Genomic DNA, 25,895 nt, shown 5'->3' with positions numbered 1-25,895 from the left:
TTTCATGGGCCGGTCAGGATTCTTCGCCGGCGTTCAAGGGATGCGGCGAAATCCGATGTATGTGTGTATTTGCAATGCGCTGAAGGACCGTCAGCTTGCGGCTGCAAGCCATGGCGCGCGCAATGTCGCTGAGGTTTTCCGCCGCTGCGGACGCCGCCCACAATGCGGCAAATGCCTGCCTGACGTGGCGCAGCTCATCGAAACAACGCGTGACGAAGATCAAGGCGCCACGAAACTCGCCGCCGAGTAAGCGTTCCATCAAAAATCAAAAATTTTTCTGCGCGAGTGATAGTCGCTTGCAAAGAAAAACCTTTCGCGCACGCACGCGTTCTCTATTTTGTCCCAAGGAATCAAAAGGAGAGGCGCCCCATGAAAGGCGACCAAAAGGTCATCGATTATCTCAACAAGGCTCTGCGGCTCGAGCTGACGACGGTCAACCAGTATTTTCTGCATGCGCGCATGTTCAAGAACTGGGGCTTTGAGCGTCTCGCCAAGATTGAATATGAAGAGTCCATTGATGAGATGAAACATGCGGACGAGTTGATCGAGCGCATTTTGTTTCTCGACGGCCTTCCGAATGTTCAGGACCTCGACAAGGTTTATATCGGCGAGACAGTGAAGGAGGCGCTTGAATGCGACCTCCAGGCCGAACAGCGCGCCCATCCGCTTTATAAAGAAGCGATCGCCTATTTCGAGAGCGTCAAGGATTACGTCTCGCGCGCGCTGCTCGTGAGCATTCTCGAATCCGAGGAAGAGCATATCGATCACCTCGAAACCCAGCTCGACCTGATCGGCAAAGTTGGCGAGCAGAACTATCTGCAATCGCAAATGCATAAAGGCGACGATTGATGCGCGCGCTGGCGGGGATCATCTTTTTCCTGCTGGCCGCCTGCGCCGCTACGAGCGAATCCGATAGCGACGGCGCAGAAAACACCTCTCCCGCGCCGGGCGAGACAGGCGGCATTTGCGGGGGGATCGCCGGGTTTCAGTGCGGCGCCGAGGGCGACTATTGCGCCATGGAGTTAGGCGCCTGCAAAAACATCGCTGACGCGGCGGGGGTGTGCAAACCAAAACCGCAAATATGCACCCGTGAGTACCGCCCGGTTTGCGGCTGTGATGACAGAACCTATTCGAACAGTTGTTCTGCGGCGGCGGCGGGCGTCAATATCGCCTATGTCGGCATGTGCATGGACTGATCAATATAATTCTTTTGGCCAGCGGCGGTGAAACCACAGCCACTGGCCAGGATTTGCGCGGATTTGCGCTTCCAGCGCTTCATTGATTTTTATGGTCAGGGCTTCCGCGTCAGCGGCTGCATCGCCGGTCGGTGTGAATGCTAACGGGTCATGCACGGTTAAGCGGAAATGCGCGCCTTTAAGGCGCAGAAGCTCGATCTGGATGAGGGGGGCGTTATATTTGAGCGCCAGCCGCGCCGCCGCCGGCGCCGTCATGGCGGGCAGCCCCATAAACGGCACGGATATGCCGCTATTGAGTTTCTGATCCACCAGCATAGCGAGGGAGCGGCCTTCCTTCAGCGCGTCCACCAGCGCGCGACCGCCGCGTTTTCCTTTGGGCACCTGGCGGCGCGACATGACGCGCCCGCGATGGTTGATGATATATTCATCCGTCAGCGGATTATTTGCGGCGCGATAGACGAAGCTGTAATCGAGTCCTGCGTGATGCAGGATTGATGGGACAAGCTCCCAATTTGCGAAATGCGGCGCGAACAGGATCGACGGCTTGTCGCTGGCGATAATCGCGTCGAGCTTTTCCTTGCCGATCATTTCCACACGATCATTGCTTTCAAATTCGCGTAGATAGGAAAGATGTGGAAATTCGGCGGCGGTGCGGCCCACATTCTCCCAGACGTCTTTTACAACGGCGCGGATCTGCGCCTTCGACCAGTCGGGATTGACGAGGGCGAGGCTGCGCTCCGCCTTGCGTGAGACGGGGCGAATAAGCGGTCCCACATGGCGCATGAAATGTCCCGCGACGCTGGAAGCGAGATCGACGCCGAGCAGTTTGAACAGGCCGGTGAGGGCGACCACGACCGCGAGTTCAATCCGGTGCAAAAGCGTCACGGGCCGGTCCCGCCGCTCGGGTAGCGGGATGTCTTCGCTTTCGCTCACGGGTTGCGTCATGGTCATACCGCGCTGTCTTTCCGGCCTTGGTTGATAACGCTCATGAGATGACGCTTCAATGCGGGCGCGTCGTCGATGCACATGCGCACCGGCAAGGTGAGAAGGTCTTCGCGGAAGTCGGCGGGGAGTTTCACGACGTCTTTTTCCGTACAGATCAGCCGCGCCTTCTCGCGCTTGGCCTCGCGGGCCAGAAAGCGCAGCTCCGCCGGCGCATAGCGGTGGTGATCGGGAAAGCTGAGGCGCTGCGCAAGTTCATAGCCTGCCTCTTCGAGGGTTTTGAAAAATTTCTCCGGGCGGCCGATCCCGGCGAACGCAATCACGCGTTCCGGCGACGGCGCAACAGGCTCAAGCCACGCGCAGAAATCCGCGCCGTTTTTATCGCGTTCCATGGCGACGGCGATCTGCGCGCGCGCTTTGGCTTCTTCGAGCGGCTCCCGATACGGGCCGGCGGGAAAAAGCCCTGCGCCCGGCGTTTCGGTTGCCGCGCCAATCAGCAGGATCGAGAAATCCTTGTGCAGGGTCGGATTCTGAAACCCATCATCCATGATGATCACGTCTGCGCCTTCGCGGGCGGCGAGGCTGGCGCCTGCCGGACGGTTGCGCGAGACAATTGTCATTGCCTCTTTCGCCAGCAGCAGCGCCTCATCACCCACATCATCCGCATCGTGACGATCGCGATCAACGAGAGCCGGCCCAGCCTCGGCGCCGCCATAGCCGCGCGTCAGGAAAGCAGGCGTCACGCCTTCTTCTTTCAGCAATTGCGCCACGAGCAAGGCGAAGGGAGTCTTGCCGGTTCCGCCCAGCGTGGCATTGCCGATGCAGATGACGGGAATGGCGGCGCGCGAAGGTTTGGTGAGGGCGAGGCGCGCTTTGTATCCTGCCTGATAGACAAAGGCGGCGGGCGTGAGGGCGGCACGGATCGCACGGCCCGCGAGCGTGTCGCTACGCCAGAACCAAGGCGAAGACCGGGATGTCAGCATCAATGCGCAGTCTCGCTTGGAAGCGCGGGTTCGATTTTACCACAGACTTCACCGAGAATACGTTCCGCGCCGGCTTCTGCGGCTTTGCGGGCCGCGTCTGTCATCGCCGCGCGTGTTTTGGCGTCGGAGAACAGCCGCGTCGCCGCCGATGCGATCTCGCGTTCATTGCGGGTCAGGGCCGCGCCGCCGGTGCGCCGCATTTCGCGATAGGTCTCAACGAAGTTGAACACATGGGGGCCGTGCAGGATCGCGGCGCCAAGGCGCGCAGGCTCCAGCGGATTGTGCCCGCCCTTATCCACCAGGCTGCCGCCGACAAAGCTGACATCGCAAAGCCGGTAAAAAAGGCCAAGCTCGCCCAACGTGTCAGCGATGTAAACTTTCGTCTCCGGCGTAATGGCTTCATTTTTTGAACGCCTCGCGCAGGTCAGGTCGTGTTCCGCGCATAGCGCCGCCACTTCCTCGCCGCGGCCGGGATGGCGCGGCGTCACGATGGTGAGGAGGCGCGGGAAAACAGCGTTCAGAATTTTCGCCGCTTTCAAGACCGAGTCTTCCTCGCCGGGATGGGTGCTCGCGGCAAGCCAGCGGCGGCGATCGCCGATTTGCGTCTTCAACGCTTCGAGCGCCGCCTCATCGCCGGGAAGCGCAGGCGCGGCGTATTTCAGATTGCCATAGGTTTCGATGCTGCGGCCCGAGAGCGCAGAAAGCCGTTCGGCGTTTTGCGGATCCTGCGCGATGATGAGATCGAAAGAAGAGAGAATGAATTTGATCGCATTGGGCTGGCGCCGCCAGTCCTCGAAAGAGCGCGGCGAGACGCGGCCATTGACGAGCCCCATGAATGTTGCGCGCCGCCGCGCGGCGAGAATTAAATTCGGCCAGAATTCCGATTCCACAAACAGCGCCGCATCGGGCCGCCAGTGATCGAGAAACGCCTCCACATAATCAGGATGATCGAGGGGAATGAACTGGTGAAACGCCCCTTCCGGCAGGCGCTCCTGCATCAGCTTCGCGGACGTCACCGTGCCTGTGGTGACGAGGAAATTACAATCGGGCCGGTCGGCCTTGAGGCGCTCGACCAAGGGGATGACGGACAGGGATTCGCCGACGCTGGCGCCATGGATCCAGACCAATGGGCCTTCGGGGCGTGGGCGTCCGGCCTGGCCGCGGCGCTCGCCAATGCGGCCCGCATCTTCCTTGCCGGCCTTCAGGCGCTGTTTCAGCGCGAAGGACGCCACCGGCGCGCCGGCGCGGCTCACCGTGCGGTAAATTTTCAGGCCCAGCGGCTCGCGAAGCGGTCTCGTCATCCGGCGTGTCTAGTCTTCTTCTGTTTTTCTTCGTCTTTTGCTTTTGGCGCGCGCATCTGCGTCACGGGTGACGGCGATCAGCGCGGTCTCGACATCGGCGCGGATCTGCTCCAGCGCGTCGCCGCTCGCCTCCGCAGGGACTGTGATGGGCGCGCCCGCCACGTAATAGCCTTTCGAGAAGGGCGCGGCCAGCAGGAAGCGGTCCCAGGTGGAAAGCCGCATGCCGCGGCTCACGGAATAGGCGGCGGGGATGATCGGCGCCCCGCTCATCTGGGCGAGGCGGATGACGCCGGGCTTCAGCTTTTCACCGGGCCCGCGCGGGCCGTCAGGGGTGAAGCCGACAATTGCGTTCTGTTCGAGGGCGGTGACCATCTGGGCGATCGCCGAGGCGCCGCTTTTGTTTTTTCCCGGCTTTTTCGGGTTGGCTGCGGAGCCGCGGATGAACTCGACCCCGAAGCGGGAGACTCCATTGGCGATGATCTCGCCGTCGCGATGGGCGGAAATCAGCATGAAAACCCGCGAATCCGTATGGCGCCTGACGGCGGCCGTCATGAGAAGACGCCCATGCCAGAAGGCGAGGATCACGCCTTTGCCGCCCTTGAGCGCCTCCTCCACATGGGACTGGCCCTCAATCGTCCAGCGCGAGGTGGCGTAGACGAAGCCGATATAGGCCCCGATCAGGCTCGCGGCCGCCCGCATAACGAAAGGGCTTCTGAGAAGGCGTTTCAGCATCGCTCCGGGGTTCCTCAATTTCCACGCGGGGTCAATAGCTTGCTTCCATTCGCGGCGCTCGCGACAATAGGCGTTCAGGAAAGGAAGCCCTTTTGGCCGATCAATCGACAGTGTCTCTCGCCCGGCGCCTGTGGCGGGATTATCTTGTGCGCTACTGGCCGCGGCTCGCGCTCGCGCTCGCCGGCATGGCGGTCTATTCGGGCGCGAACGCCGCCATTGCTTTTGGCGTGGAGTGGGTTTTTGCGGGGCTTTCGGGCGCGGGCGATGATCCGGCGCCGTTGGGCCGGGTCGCCTCTTTTGGCCCGCTGGCGATTGTCGGGCTCGGGCTGGTCTATGCGGGCGCGCTATACGCCATCAGCCGCCTCAATGCCGGGGCGGCGCTTTCGGCGCTCCGCGATATCCAGAATGACATGTTCGACAAAATGACCGCACTCGACTTCGCGCAATTGCGCGGCGAGGTTTCCGGCCAGTTCATGGCGCGGTTCACCAATGACATCACTGTCTTGCGGGAAACCTTGAACCGCCTCGCCAATGGCGTGCGTGACGCGCTGACCTTTGCCGGGCTTTGCATCGCCATGCTATGGTTCGACGCAATTCTGTTTGCGATCGTGATCGTCATCTATGCGATTGTCGGTGTTTTTGTGGCGCGCATCGGCAAGATGCTGCGCGGCGCTTCGCGCAAGGCGCAGGAGCAGGCGGGCGATCTGACCGCGCTGATCGGCGAGAGCGTTTCCGGCGCCCGCATGGTGAAGACCTATCAGATCGAGCCGCTTGAACGCGCGCGGGCGAGCGACGCCTTTGACGAACGCATGGTCGTGCTGAAGAAAATGGCTTATGCGCGCGCGTTGAATGAACCGGTGATTTTCATTGCAGGCTCTGCGGCGGTGGCGGTGATTATCGGCGTTGTCGCCTGGCGGATTTCATCGGGCGCGACGACATTCTCTGAATTCACCGGCTTCATGACGGCGCTTTTGTTGTTGTCGCAACCGGCGCGAGGCCTTGGCACCCTGAACGCCGTGATGCAGGAAGGCTTCGGCGCGTTTGAGCGGATGTTGTCGCTGATCGACGCCCAGCCAACGATCAAAAACGCCGAAGGCGCTTTCGATCTGCCGCCGGGGCCGGGCGCCATCCGATTTGACAATGTTTCTTTTTCTTACGGTGACGCCAGCAAGGCGGTGGAGGGCGTTACGCTCGACATATCTGCGGGCCAGATGGTGGCGCTGGTCGGCGCCTCGGGCGCTGGAAAATCGACCTTGATGAATTTGCTGCCGCGTCTTTACGAACCGGCGTCGGGGCGCATTTTCATCGATGGCGAAGATATAACACAGGTGACGCTGCGTTCCCTGCGTGCACGCATGGCGCTGGTCAGTCAGGAAGCGGTGTTGTTCAACATGTCGGCGCTGGAAAACATCGCCTTCGGCCGGCCGGGGGCGAGCCGCGCGGAAATCATTCAGGCGGCGGAGAACGCGGCGGCCAACGACTTCATTGCGCAATTGCCGAACGCCTATGACACGGTGCTGGGTGAAGGCGGCGCGACTTTGTCGGGGGGGCAGCGCCAGCGTATCGCGCTTGCGCGCGCGTTCCTGAAAGACGCGCCGATCCTGTTGCTTGATGAAGCGACGTCAGCACTTGATGCGGAATCCGAAGCAAAAATTCAGGACGCGTTAAAGCGGCTAACAGCGGGCCGCACAACGCTTGTCATTGCGCATCGTTTGTCCACCGTTAAAGACGCCGACATGATTGTGGTGATGGACAATGGCCGCATCATTGAAACGGGCACGCATGATGAGCTTGTTGAAAATGGCGGCGCCTATGCGCGTCAGGCTGCGTTGCAATTAGTTTGACCAGTGTGTTTTCAAATTTCCTAAACAGATTTTCTTACCACTATTGCTTGCGACTATCGCGTGTGCTGCTTCACAATCAAGAGGTTCGTTCTGGACAGTCGTTCGCGGATGATCCCTGTTTGGCTGTTGAGCAACGCGAAGGGAAAAAGATAGTCGTTGCAATTGGCCGCGAAGCATTAGCCTTGAACGGGGCGCCAAATACGGAAGTCTTGCATCCATTTGATAGCAAAATTTATGAGCCTGAAAAGGTCGACGCTATTGCGGCGCTAATAAATCATAGTGTGTATGAGATTTCTTCTAGATTGCCAAAAAAACCTTTTGCCCCAAGTCTGACGCTAATTTCAGATGAAGAAATTTTTTTCAAGCCCAATACACAAAGAGAAATTATGCAGCGCTGTGGTTTTCGGAAAATAACGGTCGTGAGAGACGCGTAGGAAACTCAACGAAAGGTCATGCTGCGCTGCAAATGGCCTAACGCAGAAAACCTTGATATGCTGCGGCATGGACAAGTCGCAAGAATATAAAAAACGCGGACATGTCAGTCTGGAGGAACTGCTCGCGCCCGAAGTGGCGCACGCCTATCTCGGCATTATGCAAAAGGCCATGGGTGACACGCCGGAATTGCAAAAACGGTTTTACAAGGACGCGCTCGCTGTTTCGCGGCGCTCGCTGGAGCTTTACAGCCAGTTTTTTCCGTTTTCGCTGGCCCTCTTATGGGGGCTGACCCCGACAATGGAAGATGTTGTCGGCGCCAAGCTGTTGCCGGCTTACGCCTATGGCCGGGTCTATGCGCGCGGCGCGCAGCTATTGGTGCACAATGATCGCGTCTCAAACGAGCACAGCATGACGCTGACGCTCGGGTATGCTGATGATCGTGTCTGGGATTTTTATATCGACAAGAACCGGTTGCCGGACAGTGAAGCAAAAAATCCGTCGCAGCCTTGGGTTTTCAATGAAGATGAGTATCGCTGCGTCAAGATGCAGCCAGGCGATGCGGTTGCATATCAGGGCGTTCACTATCTGCACGCCCGGCCTGCGCCAAATCCGAATGAATGGTCAGCGCATATTTTCCTTGGCTGGGTTAATCGGGACGGTCCATATAAGGACTCCGCATTTGACGGGCTCTCCCTGCCGCCGAAGCCGACATTTTATTTCGGCTGACCTATTCCCGCCGCAAGATCACTTCCGTCAGTAAATCGCCCCAGCCCTTTGAGCGGAAGGTGGCTTTGACTTCGGCCGGGTCATACACAGTGTCGACCCACTCGAAAAACGCGCCGACATCGGCAAGGGAAATGTCCTTCTCTTTCGCATAGGTGATGTAACGAGCGAAAGCGGCGTCGATCACGCCCGTCTTGCCGGCTTTCACATGACCGTATTTGAACGACAATTGGTCGAGCGCTTGATCGAGTGGAACGCCTTCATGAAAGAACAGGAACAGTGTCGCCATCACGCCCGCCCGGTCCGCGCCGGATTTGCAATGAATGATGGCGGGATATTCGATCTCGTCAAACAGCTTTCGCGCGCCGTGCAGGATTTCCTTTGACGGCGCTTCGCGCGAATAGACACGAAAATTGACGAGAGTCAGTCCCAATCGCGCGCAGGCTTCTTCTTCAAGGAAAAGCTGGCCTGAGGGTTTGGGGCCGCGCAGATTGAGAACGGTTTTAACGCCTTTCGCCGCCCAGTTTTCGAGATGTTTGGGCGACGGCTGATAGGTGCGCCACATTTTTCCCGGCGCGAGCTCGTGGGAGTTGTCATAGATCGTGCGCAAAACCCCGTGATCGCGCAGCATCAAGTCGCGAAAGGCGCGCTTGCGGCCTTCCGGCGTGTTGAACTCTTCGCGGGTGAAGGGCGCAGCCACGCGGGGGCTAGAACTTCCCGTCGCCGTCGGGATCGAGCATCTTGTGCATGTGGACGATGAAATACCGCATATGCGCATTGTCCACGGTCTGCTGCGCTTTGGCGCGCCAGGCTTTTTCAGCCGCAGCGTAATTCGGATAGACGCCGACAATATCGAGCTTGTCGAGATCACGGAATTTGACCTCTTCAAGATTTTCAAGTTCGCCGCCAAAGACGAGATGCAGCAATTGTTTGTCGCTCATGAGACGCTCCGTATATGTCTTTAGTCGCCCGCGATGGTCATCGCCGGCACGAGAACGCTCGGCGCATTGGTCGACCCGCGAATTTCAAGATCGTTGGCGGGAATAAGTCCCGCATACATTTCGAGGATATTCCCGGCGATGGTGATTTCGCTCACCGGATAGGCGATGGCGCCATTTTCAACCCAGAAGCCGGAACAGCCGACGGAATAATCGCCGGTGTTCGGGTTCACCTGGGGGCCGAACATGTCAGTGAGATAGAGGGCGTCTTTCGCATCTCTCAGCAGGCCGTCAAAAGAGAGCGGCCCCGGCTGCAGCGTCAGATTGGTCGAGCCTGATCCCGGCGCGCCGCCTGTGCCGCGCGTGGCGCGCCCATTGGTTTCAAGACCCAATTGCGCGGCCTGCGACGAGTTCAACAGCCATGCGGTCAACACGCCATTCTTGATGAGGTCGATGCGCCCATTGGCGACGCCTTCACCGTCAAAGGGACGTGAGCCTGCGCCGCGGGGCACATGGGGGTCGTCGATGATATTGATTGCGTCCGCGAAAATTTTCTCGCCCATTTTATTTTTGAGGAAACTGACGCCGCGGGTGATCGCTGCGCCATTGGCGGCGCCGGCGAGTTGCGATACGAGGGAGCTGGCAAGGCGATTGTCGAAGATAACCGGCGCGGTGCGGCTTTTCAGCTTTTTGGGGCTGAGCCGGCGCACGGTGCGCTCGCCCGCGCTTTTTCCGACCTCGGCGGCGCTTTTCAGATCGCTGAGATGGGTTTTTGAATCGTAGTCGTAATCGGTCTCCATGCCGTTATCGTCCTTGCCGACGACACTGACAGAGACGGAGTGGTTCGATCCGCCTGACTGGCCGAAAAAGCCGTGGCTCGTCATCAGCCATTTCCAGCCCTCGCCATAACCCGCCCCGGCGCCGGAGGAATTGACGATCCCTTTGACGGCGAGTGCGGCTTCTTCGCATTCGGCGGCGCGAGATTTCAGGATGTCGGTCGAGGGTTCGGCGAAATCACCGAGATCAAGCTCGGGGAACGGGGCTTTGGCCAGCCGCTCCGCCGGGGCGAGGCCGCACCACGGGTCTTCCGGGGCGGCTTTGGCCATGGCGACGCAGCGCTCGGCAAGCTCCTGAAGGCCGGCGGCGGAATGGTCCGTGGTCGAGACCGAGGCCTGACGTTTGCCTATCAGGACGCGCAGGCCGAGATCGGCGGCCTCTGACCGCTCTACGTCTTCGAGGTTGCCCATACGCCAGGAGACGCCCGATGAGACGGAATGGAACAGGACCGCGTCGGCGGCCTCGGCCCCTTCGGCCTTGGCGTCGGCGATCAGGCGTTCGAGAATGGCTTGTGCTTCGTTTGTTTGCATGGGCTGGGGGATAATCGGTTGCAGCCGGGGAGGCAAGACAGGCAGCCAATCAACCTCCCTTTAAGGGACAGGCTGGGGCGGTGCTAACCTACCGCCGCCAGTTCCACCCGCGCCCCATCGCCCCATTTTTTCATGGCGGGCAGGGCGAACATCATGTCGCGATAGCGGGAAGCTTCCGGCGACAGCTCGAGTGGGCCGTAGGTGACAAAACGCGAGACCACGGGCGCATACATGGCGTCAGCGATGGAGAACTTGCCGAACAGGAAGTCACCATCAGCGCCATATTCTTTCCGGCATAGGGTCCACAACTCGTTGATGCGGTCGATGTCTTTTTGAACGCCGCCGGAGGTGGTGTGGGCGAGACCTTCGCGCAGGAACATCATCGGCCAGACATTGCGCAATGCCGAAAAGCCGGAATGCATTTCCGCCGCAACGCTGCGCGCGACGGCGCGCGCGTTGATGTCTTCTGGCCAGAGCTGTTTTTCCGGGAAGAGGTCGTTGAGATGTTCGGCAATGGCGAGCGAATCCCAGACGACGAAATCACCGCCGGCCCTTTTGTGGGTTAGGAACGGCACCAGGCCGGAGGGCGACTTCTCATTGAGGATCTTGCGGGAATAAAGCTGGTCGAGTTTGATGTTATCTTCCGTGAACGGAATGCCGGCCTGCGTCACTAGAAACCATGGCCGCAACGACCAGGAGGAAAGATTCTTGTCGCCGATGGTGAGGGTGAGGTCGCTCATGTGTCACTTCTCATGTTGCAGAAAGAAATTGGCGATCCACTTGCCCATAAGCTCGCGGTCCGAACGGTTTTTGTAACTGGCGATGCCGGGGTCGGCGCGGTCGGCCGGGATGCGGCCCTTGCGAAACCGCAACAGGGTCTCGCCATAATCATGGGCGAATTCCGGATGCTGCTGGAACGAGATCGCCGGGCCTTGCGCGAACTCCAGAACGCCCATGGGGCAGAACTCACTGCCGCCGAGAATGCGCGCGCCTGGCGGCAGGGCCGTCACCTGATCCTGATGGGAGACGGCGCAGGCGAGGTGGTTCGAGGGCGGGATCATCCAGTCGGTCTGCGCCTTGATTGCGTAATCATGGACGCCAACGCCCCAGCCCTTGTCCGACTTCTCCGCCTTGCCGCCCAGCGCATCTGCCATCAACTGATGACCGAAACAGATGCCGACCTGCGGCTTGCCCGCTTTCGCAGTCTGGCGGACGAGCTCCGCGCAGGGCTCGATCCAGTCCAACCCGTCATAGACGCCAGCGGGCGAGCCGGTGATCAGCAATCCGTCGAACTCCGACAGCGCCGGCGTCGCCTCGCCCACATGGGCGCGCGTTGTAGAGAATGAAAAGTTGGAAGAATGCGGCGCCAAAAGCCTTTGAAACATGACGAAATAATCGCCGAATTGGCTTTTCAGGGGCTCTGGCGGTTCGCCGGTCTCGAGAATGCGGATATGCATGGAACTGCTTTCAAACTGCTCCCTGTTCTTGATCCCGGAGCGATGATTGCGTCAAGTCGCGAAAGTTGCGAAAGGCGGCTTTATGACCGATCACATTTCCATCACCCGTGAGGGCGCGATCCTCAAACTCGGCTTCAACCGGCCGGATAAAAAGAACGCCATTACGGCCGCCATGTATGGGGCGCTCGCCGACGGGCTGGCGGAGGCGGACCGGGATGACAGCATCCGGGCCGTCCTGTTCCACTCGCGCGGCGACGTTTTCACCTCGGGCAATGACATCGCGGATTTCATGTCGGGCGCGGGCGCGATTGCGGGCGGGGCGGAGATCCCACCGGTTATGCGCTTTCTCGAAGGCATTGCGACAGCGGAAAAACCCCTGATCGCGGCGGTCCAGGGGCCGGCGGTGGGGGTTGGCGTCACCATGCTGCTTCACTGCGATCTGGTTTATGCGAGCGACGCGTCAACCTTCCATACACCGTTCGTCAATCTCGGCGTTGTGCCAGAGGCCGCGTCGAGCCTGTTGCTGCCCGAGATCGCCGGTCACCAGCGAGCGGCGGAGATACTTATTCTTGGCAAGAAGATTGACGCCGCGCGCGCTCTCGAGTTCGGTTTTGTGAACGAGGTCGTGGCGGCGGATGCGCTGGAAGCAACCGCACTGGCCGCGGCGCAAGCGATTGCCGAAAAAGCGCCCGCGGCGATGAAGCTCACCAAGAAACTGATGAAGGGCGACCGTGCGCCAGTGTTGGCGCGCATGAAAGAAGAAGGCGTGCATTTCGCGGCGCAGTTAAGGTCAGCCGAGTTTCGCGAAGCCGGCATGGCCTTCATGCAAAAGCGCAAGCCGGATTTCTCAAAATTGGGCTGACGCCTATTCCTCAAGTCTTAAAAACCGCACGGCGTTGTCGTGGAGGATGTCTTTCTTCTGCTCATAGGTAAGGAAAGGCGCATCATTAATGGCCTCAATGCCTTCCTCGATCATGCCGGGCCAGTTCATCTGGTCCGAGCCGAACATGATGCGGTCGCCGAAACCGGCGCGCACGATCTCTTCCAGAAAGGCGTAATAGTCCTCGCGCGGGGCCGCGAGCTGTAACACGCCCGTGTCCACATAAAGCTGCGGGTAGAGATAGAGCATCGCTTTCATATCGTCCGCAAACGGAAAGCCCGCATGCATGAGATAGACGCGCAAGGTCTGGTGTCGGTTGAGGATCGCCTCCATCTTCAGCGGCGTCTGGACGCGGAAATCGGGATAAAGCAATGGCGCGCCCGGCGGGCCGATTCCGAGATGAATGCCGACCGGAATGTCATGTTTGGCGGCGACCGCCCAGTAGGCGTCGAAGGCCGGATCGTCAGCGAGGAAGCCGCGATACTGGTTCGTCACTTCCGCGAGGACCTCGAATTCGCCATTCTCGAATTCTGCTTCGATCTCTTCGGCGGAAACATCGTCGCGTTTGAGGCTGAGCTCGCGTCCGGCGATGAAGAGGCCCGGCGCCGTCGCCTGCCAGTCGGCGATGCGGTCGGCGGGGCCGCTGAGCACGCCTCTGACATTGTATTTCTTCATGAGAGCAATGGTCTGATCGCGCACTTCTTCATCCGTCGCGGGCCCGAGGATTGGATCGTCGCAGGGCGGGTCCATCATCAGCGCGCCCATTTTTGCCGGCCATGGCGTTTGCGGATCATATTGAAGGTTCGCCGCGACGCCGGGACAGGCGGCGTTGGGCGCGGGGCCGTTTCCGTCCGCCGGGTAGGCGTGCAGATGAACGTCGATGATCGGGCCTTCATAGGCCCTGTGATCCGCCTTTTTCGCCAGCGCCGGCGAGGACAGGCTTACCGCCGCAATCGCCGCGATCAAAATCCGGTTCAATGTCATGAGTGATCCCCCCTCAAGATGAACTGTCATCCTAGAGGAATTGGCTGGCCAGGGCAAAATCGCGGGCGGCTTTTACGCCGATTACTCAGCCGGGTGCGGGTGGGTCTTGTCGATGGTCGATTTGATCACCGGCGGCATGCGGTGATGCCAGCGGCGCAGGGTCCCGTCGAGATTGGGCCATTTGCCGCGCATATGCCGGATCAGCCGCTGCACCGCCGGGATGTAGGGGGCCAGCAGCGCAAAACCGATGGTGAGCATGATCAGGCCAAAAGGAATCGGCAGCGGCAGGACAATGAGACCCGCGACGACCAGCAATGATCCAAACACCTGATGCACGATCGGCAACATGCCGAGTAAACTCCCCAAATACCCTTTACATGGAGCCCGGAACCGGTCCGGGTGACGCAAACTGGGCGGTTTTGTCTTCACGCGCCGCTATCCCGCGCCGCGCCTTGATAAGGTATGCTCCGGCGCCTTTACCGTAAAGGGGAGGCGCCAAAAATACGTTAAGCCGGGCGGTTACATTTTGGTGAAACGGACGTTAACCCGGCGGAATTGAGGCGGCCCGGCGCCGCCCGTGAAGGCGCATCGCGCCAAACAGGAAGTTTTGATGTCAAAACCGGTTCAGCCTTCATCCTCCTTGCGCGAATTCATGGCGCGCCTCGAATCATCGGGCGAGCTTGTGCGGGTGTCGGAACCCGTCGCGGTCAAACTCGAAATGACCGAGATCCAGACAAGGCTGCTGGCTGAGGGCGGTCCGGCGGTCTTGTTCGAAAAGCCGGTGATGGATGACGGATCGATTTCGCCCATGCCGGTCCTCGTCAATCTCTTCGGCACAGTGAAGCGCGTCGCCATGGGCGTGACGCTTGAGGGCAAGGTCCGCGAGACGGGCGAAGACCTTCGTGAAGTGGGTGAACTGCTGGCCTTCCTGCGCCAGCCCGAACCGCCCGGCGGCATCAAAGACGCCCTTGAGATGCTGCCGCTCGCGAAGACCGTCATGGCCATGAAGCCCGCCTCCCGCGATTGGGGCGCGCCCTGTCAGGAGGTCGTGAACACCGGCGACGAGATCAACCTGGATGACTTGCCGATCCAGACCTGCTGGCCGGGCGAGCCCGCGCCGCTGATCACCTGGCCGCTGGTGGTGACGAAGGGGCCTTCGACCAAACGCGAGGACGATTACAATCTCGGCATCTACCGGATGCAAAAGCTGGGGCGCGATAAAACCATCATGCGCTGGCTGAAACATCGCGGCGGCGCCCAGCATCATGCGCGGTGGGGGAAGGAAAAACGCGAACCGCTCCCCGCCGCGGCGGTGATCGGCGCCGATCCGGGGACGATTTTGGCGGCGGTGACGCCGGTTCCCGACACGCTGTCGGAATATCATTTCGCAGGGCTCCTGCGCGGCAAGAAGGTCGAGCTCGTCGACTGCAAGACCGTGCCGTTGAAGGTGCCCGCCGAAGCGGAGATCGTTTTGGAAGGCTACGTCTCCCTCGACGACTACGCCGATGAGGGGCCCTATGGCGATCACACGGGCTATTATAATTCTGTCGAAAAGTTTCCGGTGTTTACGATCACCGCGATCACCCATCGCAAGGACCCGATCTATCTCTCGACCTTTACCGGCCGCCCGCCCGATGAACCCTCCGTGCTCGGCGAAGCGCTGAACGAGGTGTTCATTCCGTTATTGCAGCAGCAGTTTCCGGAGGTCACGGATTTCTGGCTGCCGCCGGAAGGATGCTCCTATCGCATCGCGGTCATCAGTATGAAGAAGGCTTATCCCGGCCACGCCAAGCGCGTGATGATGGGCGCGTGGAGTTATTTGCGCCAGTTCATGTACACCAAATGGATCATCGTCGTCGATGACGACATTAATGCGCGTGACTGGAAAGACGTGATGTGGGCGGTCTCCACCAAGATGGACCCGGCGCGCGACATCACCGTGATTGAAAACACGCCCATCGATTATCTGGACTTCGCCTCACCCGAAGCGTCACTCGGCTCCAAGATCGGCCTCGACGCCACCGACAAGCTCCCGCCGGAAACAAAGCGCGAATGGGGCGAGGAAATCCGCATGGATGACGCGGTCGTCAAAAAAGTCGACGAGATGTGGGAGAGGTTGGGTTTGCCGGGAAGCGGGAAAGGGATTTGGGGGTAAATAAAGATGATTGCGTCTTAGGTTTTACTTTGCTCAATTAGTCGTGGGGCAATGACAAGGGGAAAATAGAAATGGGAATTTTTCGACGTCTTGCACACGGCAAAAAAGAAACGCAGGCGCCTTCGCTCGATAACAGTGATGAGCAGCCGAAAGCCGATTTTATACGCGCAGACGAAGTTGGGCCAAGACCAGCAGCAAGACTTCAATCCAAAGACTACCATGTCGTTTTTGATGGCGGGGACGGGTCTTATTCAATCGCGATTGGAACATGGAATCCCGATCCTCGTATTTCAAACTCTGGTCAGGCAACTCGAACGTTACTTTTCCGATGGAATGGCCCCTCAAAGAGCGACTCAGGAATTCCGAATTCCACACAACCTGATTGGATGCCTCTCCCGAAAGAGTTTGCGTACCCTATTTTGGATCATATTGCGGATATGCAATTCGACCATTGGTGGGGCCTGCTTGATGGAGAAGAATAGGATTTTCTATCCCCTGTGGCGGCGGGCCTCAATAAGAAGCTAAAGCAAAGTGATATTGAGTTTCTTTTTCCTCCCTCTCCCCCTTGGGGAGAGGGAGGAAGTGAGGGCGTTAGAGCCCTACCTCCGTCAGACGGTCAAAGACCCAAAACTGTCGTGACGCGCCTCAGCAAATAATCCTCGTTGAATGCTCGTGATGCATCAACACCCCCTCCGTCTCCCCCGGATTTAATCCGGGGTCGACACCTCCCCCGTAAACGGGGGAGGAGGGCGCTCCTGTGAAATGGTTCGCCTTATCTAGACGCGTGTTCCCTGCCTAGATGTTGGCTCTCTCTTCCCCCGCTTGCGGGGGAAGTACCCGCGAAGCGGGGGATGGGGGCGAACGTCGCACCGCGAAACCGTGCTTGTGCAATGCTTGTAAAGTCGGCCACGGGCATTGTTCAGACAGGTTTGCGTTTTTCCGTAAACGTCTTGTGCGGATGATTTGAGGCTTCGCCGGTTTCAGGGCGGACACTTATCACGAAGTTTGTTCACCCCAACCCCTCTCCCTCAAGGGAGAGGGGCTTTACCTCAGGGGCGCAGGGGGCGGCGGCAAGTATAAGGCCATTCCGGAACCCGTGGATAATTTTTCACCACTTTTCCGGCGGCCGTATAATGCTCAATCTTGAAGCATGAATAAGGTTCCGGATTTCTATGAACGCCGACCTGTTTTCCGATTCGCCGCGACTTGATCGCGGTGTTCACGCCCCTTTGCGGCTGGGTCCCACGGTCAAGCCGCGGGGAGGCGTCAGACACCTGACCGCGCCTTTCGCAGGTGAGGCAAGGGCGGAGCAGAAAATGCTGAATGGCGCCACATCGCCTGCAAAGCCAGAAAAGACGCGGCCTGAATTGAACGCGAGGCGCCGCCGCCGCGCCTTTCCCGCCTCCATGCGGGAAGACGAAATCACCGCCCGCCCATCACCAATTTTGATGATGCCGGGCGCGCACGCCTTCCTATGGTGCGTCTTGTCTTCGGCGCATCCGGGGGGAGGGCCGCTACGCAACCCAATGGCCGATGCGCCGAAGACGCTTGTAAGCATCAACGCCTGATGAAGGGGATTTCTGTCATGCACCACGCCGTTTCGATCTTTTTGACATTTCTGGCCGCGCTGGGCCTCACACTTGTCGCCGCCGGCGCCGCCCATGCCGGCGACGATGAGGCGCCGGCTCTGACGCAACCGATGAAGTTCGGCGACGCCGCCATGAACTGCACGCAACTGGTTGAGGAAGTCGGCGCCATGGAGACAGTGCTCGGCGGCAATCCGTCCGAGGCGCTGATGGACAGTGAATATCTCGCCAATGTCGGGACCGGCCTTGCGCAACAGGCGGCGCTCTCCGCCGGGGCGGGCCGCGCGGTGGGCGCCATCGGCCAGGTGGGCGGTCTGCTCGGCAAATCGTCCAAGAAGAAAAAAGAACGCGAAGCCCAGCAGCGCGCCATCGCCGAGAAGCGCTGGCTTTATGTGGTCGGGCTCTATCAGGGCAAATCCTGCGACGCGCAGCTCGCGGCGGCCGCGCAAGGTACCGAATAAAGCGTGAGGGCGCATCGCCGTTGATGGCGGTGCGCTCTTGCCGCGGCGTAAATTGACGCCGGTCATTGATCATCGCCCGCCATTTGATAAGACTGGCGGCATTGTTGCGTTGAGTTCCGGAGGTTTCATGAAGTCGGCTTTTATCGATCGCGTTTACGAGGCGTCGTTCGCGCCCGATCTCTGGCCGGGCATTCTGAGCGATCTCGCTGAGATGACGGAGTCCAAAGGCGGGCTGTTGCTCTCCACCAAGGAGAAATCACTTAACTGGACCGCGAGCGATAGCGTCTACGGCGCCTTTGACGAATATCTCAAAGGCGGATGGTTTCGCCGCTGCGGTCGGCGGGTGTGCCTTCTCGAAAAAGCGCATTCGGCTTTTCTGACGGAACTCGATTACTGGACCGAAGACGAAATTCAAAACAACGACATTTATCAGGAGTTTTTCTATCCCCGCGATCTCGGCTGGTCGGCTGGCACCGGCCTGATCATGCCGACGGGCGACCACATTGTTGTCAGTGTGGAGCGCAATCATGATCGCGGGCCCATGGAAGAGCCGTTCATCAATACACTGAACGAATTGCGCCCGCATCTTGCACGCGCGGCGATGATCGCGGCGCGCATGGGGCTCCAGACCGCGACAACCGCAAAGGATGCGTTTTCAAAGCTCTCCGTTCCCGTGGTCCTCCTTGATCTCAATGGGACAGGGATTGATTGCAGTAGTGAAGTCGAGACGCTGTCCGACGCGATTATATGGGGCGCCAATGAACGCCTCGTGTTGAAAGATGGCGATGCTAATGAGTTATTCCAGGCGGCGCTCGGCTCGCTCGACAAACGCTCGGCGGTGCAGTCCTTCGCGATCAGGAATGATGACGGACGTCCGGCCTATGTGGCGCATATGGTTCCTGTCAGCGGATCGGCGCACGATATTTTCGCCAAAGGCTATGCGCTGCTTGTTTTCAATCCGATCGACCTCAAGGCCCGCCCGTCGATTGACCTGTTGCGGTCGTTGTTCGATCTGACAGCAGCGGAGGCGAGCGTTGCGCGCGAGCTTGGCGCCGGCGTGCCGGTGGAGAAGATCGCCGAGCATGGCGGCGTCTCGATCAACACCGTGCGCACTCAGGTCCGCAAGATTATCGAAAAGACCGGCTGCAACCGGATGCCCGAAGTGGTCTCGCTGATCTCGAATCTGACCTTGCCCCATTAGGGCGCTGTTCGCTGATCACCGGCGCCGCGGTCAGGCTTGTTTTTTGATCGACTTGTCTACGAGATCGAGGAAATCGTCGGGGCTTTGAACTTTTTCGACATCGCGCGCGGTGATTTTGACGCCCCAGTTTTTGGCGACGGCTTCATAGCGCGGCGCGCGCCAGTCAATCAGGCGCGCAAAGCCCCAGCGAATGAAAGCGTCGGGATCGACTTGCCTTTCAGCAACGCCGGTCTCTTTCAGGTAATCAGCCCAGACCTGACGCAGAAAGCCTTCATTGTAATACATCGGCTTGGGCGCCCGGTCGAAGCGCGCTTTCAGCGCGTCCTTATGGGCTTCGTCGCCCGCAATATAAATGATGAGGCAGCAGTCGCTGACCGCTTTCAGGACCGAATCGTTTTTATCTTCCGGATCCACGACTTCGCAGATTGATCCCGACGTGTCGCAGATGAACTTGTCATAGCCATAGATCGTTTTGGCTTTTTCAATGAAACGCGGCGTGTCCAGCATGGCGCGGATTTCCGCTTCGCGATGCTCGCGCTGACGGCGCACATATTCATCGAACGGAATGCCGCCCTTGTCCGGATCGCCTGGCTTGCCAAGATATGTCGATAGCGGAGAGAGGTTATCGAAGGTGATGTTCGAAGAAATGTAAATTGAATCGGACAGCAAAAGCTCGCGCAGGAGCGGCGCCTTCATGGCCTCGCGCTTGAAGTTGTCTTCAATCGCCTCGTCCATGTAGCGGGTGCCAATGCGGTAATCGACGGAGTAATGAAACCAGCGCTCCTCGGCGCGCAGCATCGAGGCGATCCGCGTCTTGCCGACGCCGGACATGCCGAGAACCGCCAAAGGATCGCCACGTTTGTAAGACTGCTTTTTAGACATCACCGGAGCCGCCGTTCAGAACCGGACGTCCTTAACCCCTATCGACCTTCAAGGCAAAGAGGCGATCGATTTTTTCAGCCGGTTGCGGCGGCGCATGGAAACAACTCAAAGGGTAGGGACGCGCGACCAAAGAGCCTAAAAAAAGCGTTCGCCGACCCGGATTGTGTCACCAGGCAACGCCACCGTCGTGGGCGTCAGCTTGTATTTTACTTCTTCATTTGCCCCCGTATGGGCGATGTACACAGTGGAGCGATTGGCCCGGTAGGTATAGCCGCCAGCCTTCGCAATGGCCTGCAGCACCGTAATCGCTTCGGAGTAAGGATATTCCCCGGGGCGGCTGACCTCGCCGAGAATGTAGATTGGGCGCGGATTGGCGATCTCGACCAGCACTCTCGGTTCGACGAGATAACCATTCGCCAGAGCGGCCTCCAGTTCCTGTTTGATTTCGGCGCTGGTTTTGCCGGTTACCGCGAAGCTTCCAATCAGCGGGAAGGCAATCTCCCCCTGACCATCGATCAGATAGGTCCCGGTGAGCTCGTCTTCTCCGTATACTGAAACTTTCAGTTGGTCGCCGGAAAGGAGTTGATATCCCGAGACCGGCCGCAGCGGAGCTGTTTCTCCTGTGGCGCAGGCCGCAAGGGTCATCAGCAAGACGGAAAAAAGTGCAAACCGCGTCATATTCGACCTTTCAACCTCATCGGGATGGTCGCCCGCTGATTGTGGCGCATCCCGACCCCAGTCTTCCCCCGGAAGGCAAACACTTATGCTGCATTGCACCACGAATGCGAACAAAATGCAATATGAAGATCGTTGTTCCCGGGGCCGCCCTGCTCCTGCAAGGAATTCCGAAAGGCTCGCGAAAAGATATAATTTTCAATAGGTAGTTTACGACGCTCCCGCCCGTTTTGTAGCGCCTCGATGTTGGTCAGCGTTTTGAATTGCCAGAAATTTGCTTTTCGATTATGTTGCGTCGCACAAGAGCGAGCTTGAGGCGACATGCCTTTTGCTGAGTTTCGCGGATTGTTGAAAAGGACGAAGATGGGGGAAGGCGCGGCGAGCGTAACAGAAACCTGCATCCGTCTTGAACCAGGCGGCCTTGTGGCCGGCTTGTCTGTTTTGAGCCGGCGATTCGGGTCTGACCGGTTAGCCAATACTGCGCGAGACGGCCTGTGAGCGCCGCGCAGGATTTTAACGTCGCCATAAACGGCAAGTTTTTGTCGGCCAATCCCACTGGTGTCCACAGGGTTGCGGAAGAATTGATCCGTGCGCTTCAGACGATCATTCAGGAACGGGGAATGCCGCCTTTTACGGCGGAGGTGATTTGCCCGTCTGACATCCGCCGTTCATTTGAAGATGGCTTGATTCCCATGCGGAAGGGCGGCGTGTTCACCTGGCAATTCTGGGAGCAATTCGACCTTCCCTTTCTGGCGCGCAAACGCTTGCTTGTGAGTTTGTGTAATTTGGCGCCGATCACGGTGAGCGATGCGATCACCATGATCCATGACGCGCAGGTCTATTTAACGCCTGAATCCTATTCTCCTGCTTTCCGGAGCTGGTATCAGTTCATCTTGCCTGTCATTGGCCGCAGGCATCGGCGCATACTCACTGTTTCTGAATATTCTCGCGAACAACTCGCGTTACATAATGTGGCGCCGAAAGAAAAAATTACCGTTATTCATAATGGCGTTGATCACATGAACAAGGTTGGCGTTGATCCATCGATCATCGACCGGCTTGGCCTGGAAAAGCGTAATTATATATGCGCGCTGGCTAATACGCAGCGGCATAAGAACATCTCCGTTCTTTTAAAGGCGTTTTCTGAAAACGAACTTGCGTCTTGCAAGCTCGTGCTTTTTGGCGCGGCGGACCGGAACGCTTTTGCGCAAGAGCTTGGCGTCGAAGCGCCCGCCAATGTGGTCTTCGCCGGATTTGTGACTGATGAAGAAATGCGCAGCCTGATGGAAATGTCTCTCGGCTTTGCATGTCCATCGACAACGGAAGGGTTTGGTCTGCCGCCGCTGGAAAGCATGTTGCTGGGCGCGCCGGCGATTGTCGCGCCGGAAGGCGCCTTGCCGGAAGTCTGCGGTGAAGCGGCCGTCTATGCGGATGCGTTTGATCCGTCTGCTTGGTCCGGGGCGATTGCGCGGCTTCGCGCCGATGAAGCCTATTGGTCAGAATTAAGCCAGTCCGGCAAGGCGCGGGCCGCTCAGTTCACATGGAGAAAGTCTGCCGAAAAACTGCTGGCGGCCATAAACGCCGAGCTTCTGGACATGAATTCCGCCGAACAGCCGATCACCGCGTCAAAACAGATGAGCGCATAAAGATGAAGACGGCGGTGATCATAGCGAGCCTTGGCCGCGCAGCGGAGCTGGAACAGCTCACACCGCATCTCGTTGCACAAACGGAGCCAGCGCACAGGATCGTTTATTCCGTTACAGAAAGGGCCGATCTTCCTCCTGAGACATTACTGCCGGCGAATGCGGAAGTCATGTTCGGCGAGAAGGGGTTGCCTAAACAACGTAATCGCGGGCTGGAGCGGGTGATGTCCGATTGCGATATCGTTGTTTTTATCGACGACGATTATCTTCCGTCGCGCTACATGCTTGAAGGGGTGCGCCGGTTCTTTATCGCCCATCCGGACTGCGCCGGCGCTACCGGATATTTGCTTGCGGATGGCATTAATTCTGAAGGTGTTTCCTACGATGAGGCGACGGCGCTGATTGAGGAGGCCGACGCAAATCCCACTCTCGATGACGCCGTCAAGCGCGATCTTAATGGGCTTTATGGATGCAATATGGCTTATCGCGCGGAGATGATCGGCGACACGCGTTTTGATGAATGTTTGCCGCTTTATGGCTGGCAGGAGGACATTGATTTCGCCGCAAGTCTTTTGCCGAAAGGCCGGCTTGCCAAAACCCATGCCTTCTGGGGAGTTCATCGCGGCGTTAAAGGCGCGCGGACAAGCGGGGTGAAACTCGGCTACTCACAGGTCGCCAATCCTTTCTATCTGATGCGTAAAGGCACGATGAGTGCAAAATACGGCTGGAAACTCATTGCGAAAAACGTTGCGGCCAATCACTACAAAATGTTCACGCCTGAGCCCTGGGTTGACCGGGCAGGGCGCTGCCATGGCAACTGGCTCGCCTTGTGGGAGCTATTGACCGGGCGGTCCGATCCGCAACGGATTTTAACCCTGAGAAGATGATGTATGGCGATTGCAGCGCATAGCGACGTTCATCGCGCCCGGTCCCTTGAGGTGCAAATGAAGCAGGCTGGCGCCAGGGCGCTTGCGCGCGCGCCTTATATCGCCCGCCGAAGCGCATTCAATACGATCGGGCGCGGCTGGTTTCGTTATCTGGAGAAATTGCCGGAGCTTTACCCCGACCGCGAATACTCACTCGATCCATATCTTAAGATGAATTGTATCTTTGTGCATATTCCAAAATGCGCAGGCGTTTCCGTGACAAAAATTTTATTTGGCAATCTCGGCGCAGGGCATGAACCTGTGAAACATTATCTCTTCTATCTGGGCGCCAAGCGTTTTGACGACATGTTCAAGTTTACAATCATGCGCGAACCTGCCGAACGAATCTCGTCGGCCTTTCATTTTCTCAAAAAGGGCGGGTTCAACGCTGCAGATAAAAAATGGGCGGAACAATGGATAAAACCTGAATGCGGTGTGGATGAATTCATCCAGGAAGTCCTTGTGAAAAAAGAGGCGCGCTCATGGATTCATTTTCGGCCGCAAACCTATTTCCTGATTGATCCGCGCACTGGAGAGCCTGGGGTCGATTTCATATCCAGGCTTGAGCGGCTCGATGAGGATTTTGTGAAGATCGCGCGAAAGCTCGGTGTCGCAAAAGAGCTGCCCAAACTAAACGTCACGCCGACTTCGACATTGTCCAATCGGGGAATGTCAAAAACGTCGCGCCAACTTATTGAACAATTGTATGAAGATGATTTTCACCTTTTTGAACGTGCGGCGTAGCGCGATGTTCATCGAGATGAAAAAGAGTCGGTCAATTTAGTGTTGTTGTCCAGAAAATGCCGGCGATAAACTCAACGTCCTTCTCATCCTCAAGGCGTCATCCTGAAACGGAGGGACCGGCTCCCGTCCTTTTCGTTGACCTTTTGCACTATTATCAACGGGTGTGAGCGCCATGGCGGAGCGCAGTCTTTCTTCAAGCCTGATGCGCGGGGCGGTTTGGCTCGGCGCTGGGCGCGCTTCTGAAAGCCTGATCGGCCTGTTAAGCACCGTTATTTTGGCGCGGTTGCTGGCGCCGGAGGACTTCGGCGTTGTTGCGCTCGCGGTGGCGCTAACCGAAATCGTATCGGCCTTCACGACGATGCATCTTTCCAACGCGCTTATTCAGCTCAAGGAAGAAAAGATCGGGCATTATCATGCGGCGTGGACGCTCGCCCTGATCCGCGGCCTGTTGATCGCAATTGTCATTTCTTTGTGCGCTATTCCCTACGCCAATGCGTTCAATGATCCGCGATTGCTTCCCTTGACGATGGCGTGCGCCGGCATTTTGTTTGTGGGCTCGCTTGAAAATCCGCGCCTTACCCATTTTTCACGCCAGCTTATCTTTTGGCAGACATTCGCCCTGACCCTTGTTTCCCGTGTCGCCTATCTCGCGATCATCATCGCCGTAGCGCTGATCTATAAAAACTACTGGGCGATCATTGCGGGCTCTCTTGCTGCGACCTGCGCGCGGGTGATCGTTTCCTATGCGCTGTTTCCCTTTTTGCCGCGCATTTCGCTCAAATATGCAAAAGACCTGCTTTCCTTTTCAATCTGGCTCACTTTCTACCAGACAGTGACGGCGCTCAATAATCGTATCGACCAGATTTTGGTGGGCTCATTTCTGGGACAGGCGAAGCTTGGCGTTTATGATATGGGCGTGAGGTTGGCGAGCATTCCGACCAAGCAGGCGACACAGCCAATTATCGCTACCCTTTTTCCTGGCTTTTCGAAAATACATAGGGAGAAAAAAGACCTTCCCTCCTATTTCTCCAAAAGTCAGGCGTTGCTGGCGTCGATCGGATTGCCGGCCGGAATCGGCTTTGCCTTGCTGGCCGACCGGGCCGTGCCCTGGGCGTTGGGTGAGAAGTGGATCGAAGCGATTCCCGTTGTTGAGTTCATCACCGTCATCTTCGCAATCCGCACGATCGTGTCGCCAGCCTCCGCCCTCGCGATGAGCATGGGAAAAACACGCCTGATGTTTTTCAACAATCTGCTCGTGTTTCTCGTAAGGGTGCCCTTGATGGTGGCTGGAGTCATATCGTTCGGGCTGATTGGCGCTGTCGCGGGACGAGTGGCGGCGGGGCTATTCAGCACCTTTATTGATCTGAGGATGGCCAAACATTTAGCGGGTCTGACCATCCGTGCGCAGCTTTGGGCCGCGCGGCGGTCGATTGCTTCTGTCATGGTTATGGCCGCCGCCGTTCGCGCGCTGGAGATCTTCATGGAATGGCGCGGCCTTGAGTGGAGCGCGTTTGTAATGATCGTTCTGATCGCAACTATAGGCGCTATAATCTATCTCGGTACGCATGTTTTGTTGTGGCGGCTTGATGGGGCGCCGCAAGGAGTCGAAACAACGGTGCTGACGCAGTTGAAGAAAGCGCCAGTCTTGCGCGCATTTCTGCTGTGAAGCTCGGGCGACAGCCGGTCCAGAATAGCGATTGCTGTTCAGGAACGGTCGAAGCCGCCCCTATTTTTATAACTCATTGAAAATAAATTTGATTTTCTATTTTTTAAGGGTCGGTGTCACGCTTTTCTGTTGATTATTGTTGCGCTGCAGCATAAGCTTTGCGGGTAAGGTGGT

At 58.2% G+C, this 25,895-nt stretch carries 28 protein-coding genes; 15 read left to right on the top strand and 13 right to left on the bottom strand.

Going from position 1 to position 25,895, the window contains the following annotated elements:
- The first annotated feature begins 4 nt into the window (after positions 1-4).
- The 3 genes from ACFOOP_RS00250 (at position 5) to ACFOOP_RS00240 (ending at position 1,196) form a co-directional block, all read left to right on the top strand.
- The gene (locus tag ACFOOP_RS00250) at positions 5-250 is read left to right on the top strand and encodes a (2Fe-2S)-binding protein (RefSeq protein ID WP_379878542.1); all 246 of its coding nucleotides are present in this window, start codon (positions 5-7) and stop codon (positions 248-250) included.
- A 119-nt stretch (positions 251-369) separates the two neighbouring features.
- Entirely contained in the window at positions 370-849 is a 480-nt protein-coding gene (gene bfr / locus ACFOOP_RS00245; RefSeq protein ID WP_379878538.1) for a bacterioferritin, read from the top strand.
- Positions 849-1,196: a Kazal-type serine protease inhibitor family protein gene (locus ACFOOP_RS00240; protein ID WP_379878536.1), complete on the top strand. Its 348-nt coding sequence runs from the start codon at positions 849-851 to the stop codon at positions 1,194-1,196. The genes bfr and ACFOOP_RS00240 overlap by 1 nt, the downstream gene beginning before the upstream one ends.
- Here ACFOOP_RS00240 and ACFOOP_RS00235 read toward each other — a convergent pair whose 3' ends face one another.
- The 4 genes from ACFOOP_RS00235 to ACFOOP_RS00220 are packed head-to-tail and all read right to left on the bottom strand — an operon-like array spanning position 1,197 to position 5,154.
- Complete coding sequence (locus tag ACFOOP_RS00235) at positions 1,197-2,147, bottom strand: lysophospholipid acyltransferase family protein (RefSeq protein WP_379878534.1); 951 nt, start codon at positions 2,145-2,147, stop codon at positions 1,197-1,199.
- Entirely contained in the window at positions 2,144-3,121 is a 978-nt protein-coding gene (gene lpxK / locus ACFOOP_RS00230; RefSeq protein WP_379881475.1) for a tetraacyldisaccharide 4'-kinase, read from the bottom strand. The genes ACFOOP_RS00235 and lpxK overlap by 4 nt, the downstream gene beginning before the upstream one ends.
- Positions 3,121-4,422 (bottom strand): 3-deoxy-D-manno-octulosonic acid transferase, encoded by a 1,302-nt coding sequence (locus ACFOOP_RS00225; RefSeq protein ID WP_379878532.1) that lies wholly within the window; start codon positions 4,420-4,422, stop codon positions 3,121-3,123. Before ACFOOP_RS00225 ends, lpxK begins: the two co-directional genes overlap by 1 nt.
- Positions 4,423-4,431: 9 nt before the next feature.
- Positions 4,432-5,154 (bottom strand): lysophospholipid acyltransferase family protein, encoded by a 723-nt coding sequence (locus ACFOOP_RS00220; protein ID WP_379878530.1) that lies wholly within the window; start codon positions 5,152-5,154, stop codon positions 4,432-4,434.
- A gap of 92 nt (positions 5,155-5,246) precedes the next feature.
- Between ACFOOP_RS00220 and ACFOOP_RS00215 the strand changes: the two genes are divergently transcribed.
- The 3 genes from ACFOOP_RS00215 to ACFOOP_RS00205 all read left to right on the top strand — a co-directional run bounded on the left by ACFOOP_RS00215 (position 5,247) and on the right by ACFOOP_RS00205 (position 8,159).
- Entirely contained in the window at positions 5,247-6,998 is a 1,752-nt protein-coding gene (locus ACFOOP_RS00215; RefSeq protein WP_379878528.1) for an ABC transporter ATP-binding protein, read from the top strand.
- A gap of 119 nt (positions 6,999-7,117) precedes the next feature.
- Positions 7,118-7,432 (top strand): hypothetical protein, encoded by a 315-nt coding sequence (locus ACFOOP_RS00210; RefSeq protein ID WP_379878526.1) that lies wholly within the window; start codon positions 7,118-7,120, stop codon positions 7,430-7,432.
- Between the two features lie 67 nt (positions 7,433-7,499).
- Positions 7,500-8,159 carry a hypothetical protein gene (locus tag ACFOOP_RS00205; protein ID WP_379878524.1) on the top strand — a complete coding sequence of 220 codons (660 nt, stop codon included), beginning with the start codon at positions 7,500-7,502 and terminating at the stop codon, positions 8,157-8,159.
- 1 nt (position 8,160) lies between these two features.
- Here ACFOOP_RS00205 and ACFOOP_RS00200 read toward each other — a convergent pair whose 3' ends face one another.
- The 5 genes from ACFOOP_RS00200 to ACFOOP_RS00180 form a co-directional block, all read right to left on the bottom strand.
- A complete protein-coding gene (locus tag ACFOOP_RS00200; RefSeq protein ID WP_379878522.1) occupies positions 8,161-8,856 on the bottom strand; it encodes a protein tyrosine phosphatase family protein in 696 nt (231 codons plus the stop codon).
- Positions 8,857-8,863: 7 nt separating this feature from the next.
- Complete coding sequence (locus ACFOOP_RS00195) at positions 8,864-9,097, bottom strand: DUF4170 domain-containing protein (protein WP_379878520.1); 234 nt, start codon at positions 9,095-9,097, stop codon at positions 8,864-8,866.
- Positions 9,098-9,117: 20 nt separating this feature from the next.
- Positions 9,118-10,461 carry a TldD/PmbA family protein gene (locus ACFOOP_RS00190; protein ID WP_379878518.1) on the bottom strand — a complete coding sequence of 448 codons (1,344 nt, stop codon included), beginning with the start codon at positions 10,459-10,461 and terminating at the stop codon, positions 9,118-9,120.
- 83 nt (positions 10,462-10,544) lie between these two features.
- A complete protein-coding gene (locus ACFOOP_RS00185) occupies positions 10,545-11,201 on the bottom strand; it encodes a glutathione S-transferase family protein (protein WP_379878516.1) in 657 nt (218 codons plus the stop codon).
- 3 nt (positions 11,202-11,204) lie between these two features.
- On the bottom strand, positions 11,205-11,918 hold the full coding sequence (locus tag ACFOOP_RS00180) for a glutamine amidotransferase-related protein (protein WP_379878514.1): 714 nt from the start codon (positions 11,916-11,918) through the stop codon (positions 11,205-11,207).
- An 82-nt stretch (positions 11,919-12,000) separates the two neighbouring features.
- Here ACFOOP_RS00180 and ACFOOP_RS00175 point away from each other — a divergent pair, with 82 nt between their 5' ends.
- Positions 12,001-12,780 carry an enoyl-CoA hydratase gene (locus ACFOOP_RS00175; RefSeq protein ID WP_379878512.1) on the top strand — a complete coding sequence of 260 codons (780 nt, stop codon included), beginning with the start codon at positions 12,001-12,003 and terminating at the stop codon, positions 12,778-12,780.
- Between the two features lie 3 nt (positions 12,781-12,783).
- On the opposite strand, the gene ACFOOP_RS00170 is transcribed toward ACFOOP_RS00175, so the two are convergent.
- Positions 12,784-13,782: an amidohydrolase family protein gene (locus ACFOOP_RS00170; protein WP_379878510.1), complete on the bottom strand. Its 999-nt coding sequence runs from the start codon at positions 13,780-13,782 to the stop codon at positions 12,784-12,786.
- Between the two features lie 81 nt (positions 13,783-13,863).
- Positions 13,864-14,130, bottom strand: a complete 267-nt coding sequence (locus ACFOOP_RS00165; protein WP_379878508.1) for a PGPGW domain-containing protein — start codon at positions 14,128-14,130, stop codon at positions 13,864-13,866.
- Positions 14,131-14,392: 262 nt separating this feature from the next.
- On the opposite strand from ACFOOP_RS00165, the gene ACFOOP_RS00160 reads away from it, so the two are divergent.
- The 4 genes from ACFOOP_RS00160 (at position 14,393) to ACFOOP_RS00145 (ending at position 19,185) form a co-directional block, all read left to right on the top strand.
- Positions 14,393-15,937: a UbiD family decarboxylase gene (locus tag ACFOOP_RS00160; RefSeq protein WP_379878506.1), complete on the top strand. Its 1,545-nt coding sequence runs from the start codon at positions 14,393-14,395 to the stop codon at positions 15,935-15,937.
- Positions 15,938-16,008: 71 nt separating this feature from the next.
- Complete coding sequence (locus tag ACFOOP_RS00155) at positions 16,009-16,419, top strand: hypothetical protein (protein WP_379878504.1); 411 nt, start codon at positions 16,009-16,011, stop codon at positions 16,417-16,419.
- 1,103 nt (positions 16,420-17,522) lie between these two features.
- Positions 17,523-17,984 (top strand): hypothetical protein, encoded by a 462-nt coding sequence (locus ACFOOP_RS00150; RefSeq protein WP_379878502.1) that lies wholly within the window; start codon positions 17,523-17,525, stop codon positions 17,982-17,984.
- A gap of 127 nt (positions 17,985-18,111) precedes the next feature.
- Positions 18,112-19,185 (top strand): helix-turn-helix transcriptional regulator, encoded by a 1,074-nt coding sequence (locus ACFOOP_RS00145; protein WP_379878501.1) that lies wholly within the window; start codon positions 18,112-18,114, stop codon positions 19,183-19,185.
- 30 nt (positions 19,186-19,215) lie between these two features.
- On the opposite strand, the gene ACFOOP_RS00140 is transcribed toward ACFOOP_RS00145, so the two are convergent.
- Both ACFOOP_RS00140 and ACFOOP_RS00135 read right to left on the bottom strand, forming a co-directional pair.
- The gene (locus tag ACFOOP_RS00140) at positions 19,216-20,067 is read right to left on the bottom strand and encodes an ATPase (RefSeq protein WP_379878499.1); all 852 of its coding nucleotides are present in this window, start codon (positions 20,065-20,067) and stop codon (positions 19,216-19,218) included.
- Positions 20,068-20,202: 135 nt separating this feature from the next.
- Positions 20,203-20,745, bottom strand: a complete 543-nt coding sequence (locus tag ACFOOP_RS00135; protein ID WP_379878497.1) for a polysaccharide biosynthesis/export family protein — start codon at positions 20,743-20,745, stop codon at positions 20,203-20,205.
- A 491-nt stretch (positions 20,746-21,236) separates the two neighbouring features.
- On the opposite strand from ACFOOP_RS00135, the gene ACFOOP_RS00130 reads away from it, so the two are divergent.
- From ACFOOP_RS00130 to ACFOOP_RS00115, 4 genes are all read left to right on the top strand, one after another.
- Positions 21,237-22,388: a glycosyltransferase family 4 protein gene (locus ACFOOP_RS00130; protein WP_379878495.1), complete on the top strand. Its 1,152-nt coding sequence runs from the start codon at positions 21,237-21,239 to the stop codon at positions 22,386-22,388.
- Between the two features lie 2 nt (positions 22,389-22,390).
- A complete protein-coding gene (locus tag ACFOOP_RS00125) occupies positions 22,391-23,272 on the top strand; it encodes a glycosyltransferase family 2 protein (RefSeq protein ID WP_379878493.1) in 882 nt (293 codons plus the stop codon).
- A gap of 3 nt (positions 23,273-23,275) precedes the next feature.
- Positions 23,276-24,055: a sulfotransferase family 2 domain-containing protein gene (locus ACFOOP_RS00120; protein ID WP_379878491.1), complete on the top strand. Its 780-nt coding sequence runs from the start codon at positions 23,276-23,278 to the stop codon at positions 24,053-24,055.
- A 172-nt stretch (positions 24,056-24,227) separates the two neighbouring features.
- Entirely contained in the window at positions 24,228-25,721 is a 1,494-nt protein-coding gene (locus tag ACFOOP_RS00115) for a lipopolysaccharide biosynthesis protein (protein ID WP_379878489.1), read from the top strand.
- Positions 25,722-25,895 lie beyond the last annotated feature (174 nt).

Source organism: Hyphococcus aureus (genome assembly GCF_042643165.1).
Classification (GTDB): domain Bacteria; phylum Pseudomonadota; class Alphaproteobacteria; order Caulobacterales; family Parvularculaceae; genus Hyphococcus; species Hyphococcus aureus.
The sequence above is the reverse complement of the archived record's forward strand: the minus strand, read 5'-3'. Positions and strand labels throughout refer to the sequence as shown.

What these genes read in the sequence shown, in the direction of transcription:
- ACFOOP_RS00250 (WP_379878542.1), top strand. Translation starts at nt 5, where the DNA reads ATGGGCCGGTCAGGATTCTTCGCCGGCGTTCAAGGGATGCGGCGAAAT.
- bfr (WP_379878538.1), top strand. Translation starts at nt 370, where the DNA reads ATGAAAGGCGACCAAAAGGTCATCGATTATCTCAACAAGGCTCTGCGG.
- ACFOOP_RS00240 (WP_379878536.1), top strand. Translation starts at nt 849, where the DNA reads ATGCGCGCGCTGGCGGGGATCATCTTTTTCCTGCTGGCCGCCTGCGCC.
- ACFOOP_RS00235 (WP_379878534.1), bottom strand. Translation starts at nt 2,147, where the DNA reads ATGACCATGACGCAACCCGTGAGCGAAAGCGAAGACATCCCGCTACCC.
- lpxK (WP_379881475.1), bottom strand. Translation starts at nt 3,121, where the DNA reads ATGCTGACATCCCGGTCTTCGCCTTGGTTCTGGCGTAGCGACACGCTC.
- ACFOOP_RS00225 (WP_379878532.1), bottom strand. Translation starts at nt 4,422, where the DNA reads ATGACGAGACCGCTTCGCGAGCCGCTGGGCCTGAAAATTTACCGCACG.
- ACFOOP_RS00220 (WP_379878530.1), bottom strand. Translation starts at nt 5,154, where the DNA reads ATGCTGAAACGCCTTCTCAGAAGCCCTTTCGTTATGCGGGCGGCCGCG.
- ACFOOP_RS00205 (WP_379878524.1), top strand. Translation starts at nt 7,500, where the DNA reads ATGGACAAGTCGCAAGAATATAAAAAACGCGGACATGTCAGTCTGGAG.
- ACFOOP_RS00195 (WP_379878520.1), bottom strand. Translation starts at nt 9,097, where the DNA reads ATGAGCGACAAACAATTGCTGCATCTCGTCTTTGGCGGCGAACTTGAA.
- ACFOOP_RS00190 (WP_379878518.1), bottom strand. Translation starts at nt 10,461, where the DNA reads ATGCAAACAAACGAAGCACAAGCCATTCTCGAACGCCTGATCGCCGAC.
- ACFOOP_RS00185 (WP_379878516.1), bottom strand. Translation starts at nt 11,201, where the DNA reads ATGAGCGACCTCACCCTCACCATCGGCGACAAGAATCTTTCCTCCTGG.
- ACFOOP_RS00180 (WP_379878514.1), bottom strand. Translation starts at nt 11,918, where the DNA reads ATGCATATCCGCATTCTCGAGACCGGCGAACCGCCAGAGCCCCTGAAA.
- ACFOOP_RS00175 (WP_379878512.1), top strand. Translation starts at nt 12,001, where the DNA reads ATGACCGATCACATTTCCATCACCCGTGAGGGCGCGATCCTCAAACTC.
- ACFOOP_RS00170 (WP_379878510.1), bottom strand. Translation starts at nt 13,782, where the DNA reads ATGACATTGAACCGGATTTTGATCGCGGCGATTGCGGCGGTAAGCCTG.
- ACFOOP_RS00165 (WP_379878508.1), bottom strand. Translation starts at nt 14,130, where the DNA reads ATGTTGCCGATCGTGCATCAGGTGTTTGGATCATTGCTGGTCGTCGCG.
- ACFOOP_RS00160 (WP_379878506.1), top strand. Translation starts at nt 14,393, where the DNA reads ATGTCAAAACCGGTTCAGCCTTCATCCTCCTTGCGCGAATTCATGGCG.
- ACFOOP_RS00155 (WP_379878504.1), top strand. Translation starts at nt 16,009, where the DNA reads ATGGGAATTTTTCGACGTCTTGCACACGGCAAAAAAGAAACGCAGGCG.
- ACFOOP_RS00150 (WP_379878502.1), top strand. Translation starts at nt 17,523, where the DNA reads ATGCACCACGCCGTTTCGATCTTTTTGACATTTCTGGCCGCGCTGGGC.
- ACFOOP_RS00145 (WP_379878501.1), top strand. Translation starts at nt 18,112, where the DNA reads ATGAAGTCGGCTTTTATCGATCGCGTTTACGAGGCGTCGTTCGCGCCC.
- ACFOOP_RS00140 (WP_379878499.1), bottom strand. Translation starts at nt 20,067, where the DNA reads ATGTCTAAAAAGCAGTCTTACAAACGTGGCGATCCTTTGGCGGTTCTC.
- ACFOOP_RS00135 (WP_379878497.1), bottom strand. Translation starts at nt 20,745, where the DNA reads ATGACGCGGTTTGCACTTTTTTCCGTCTTGCTGATGACCCTTGCGGCC.
- ACFOOP_RS00125 (WP_379878493.1), top strand. Translation starts at nt 22,391, where the DNA reads ATGAAGACGGCGGTGATCATAGCGAGCCTTGGCCGCGCAGCGGAGCTG.
- ACFOOP_RS00120 (WP_379878491.1), top strand. Translation starts at nt 23,276, where the DNA reads ATGGCGATTGCAGCGCATAGCGACGTTCATCGCGCCCGGTCCCTTGAG.
- ACFOOP_RS00115 (WP_379878489.1), top strand. Translation starts at nt 24,228, where the DNA reads ATGGCGGAGCGCAGTCTTTCTTCAAGCCTGATGCGCGGGGCGGTTTGG.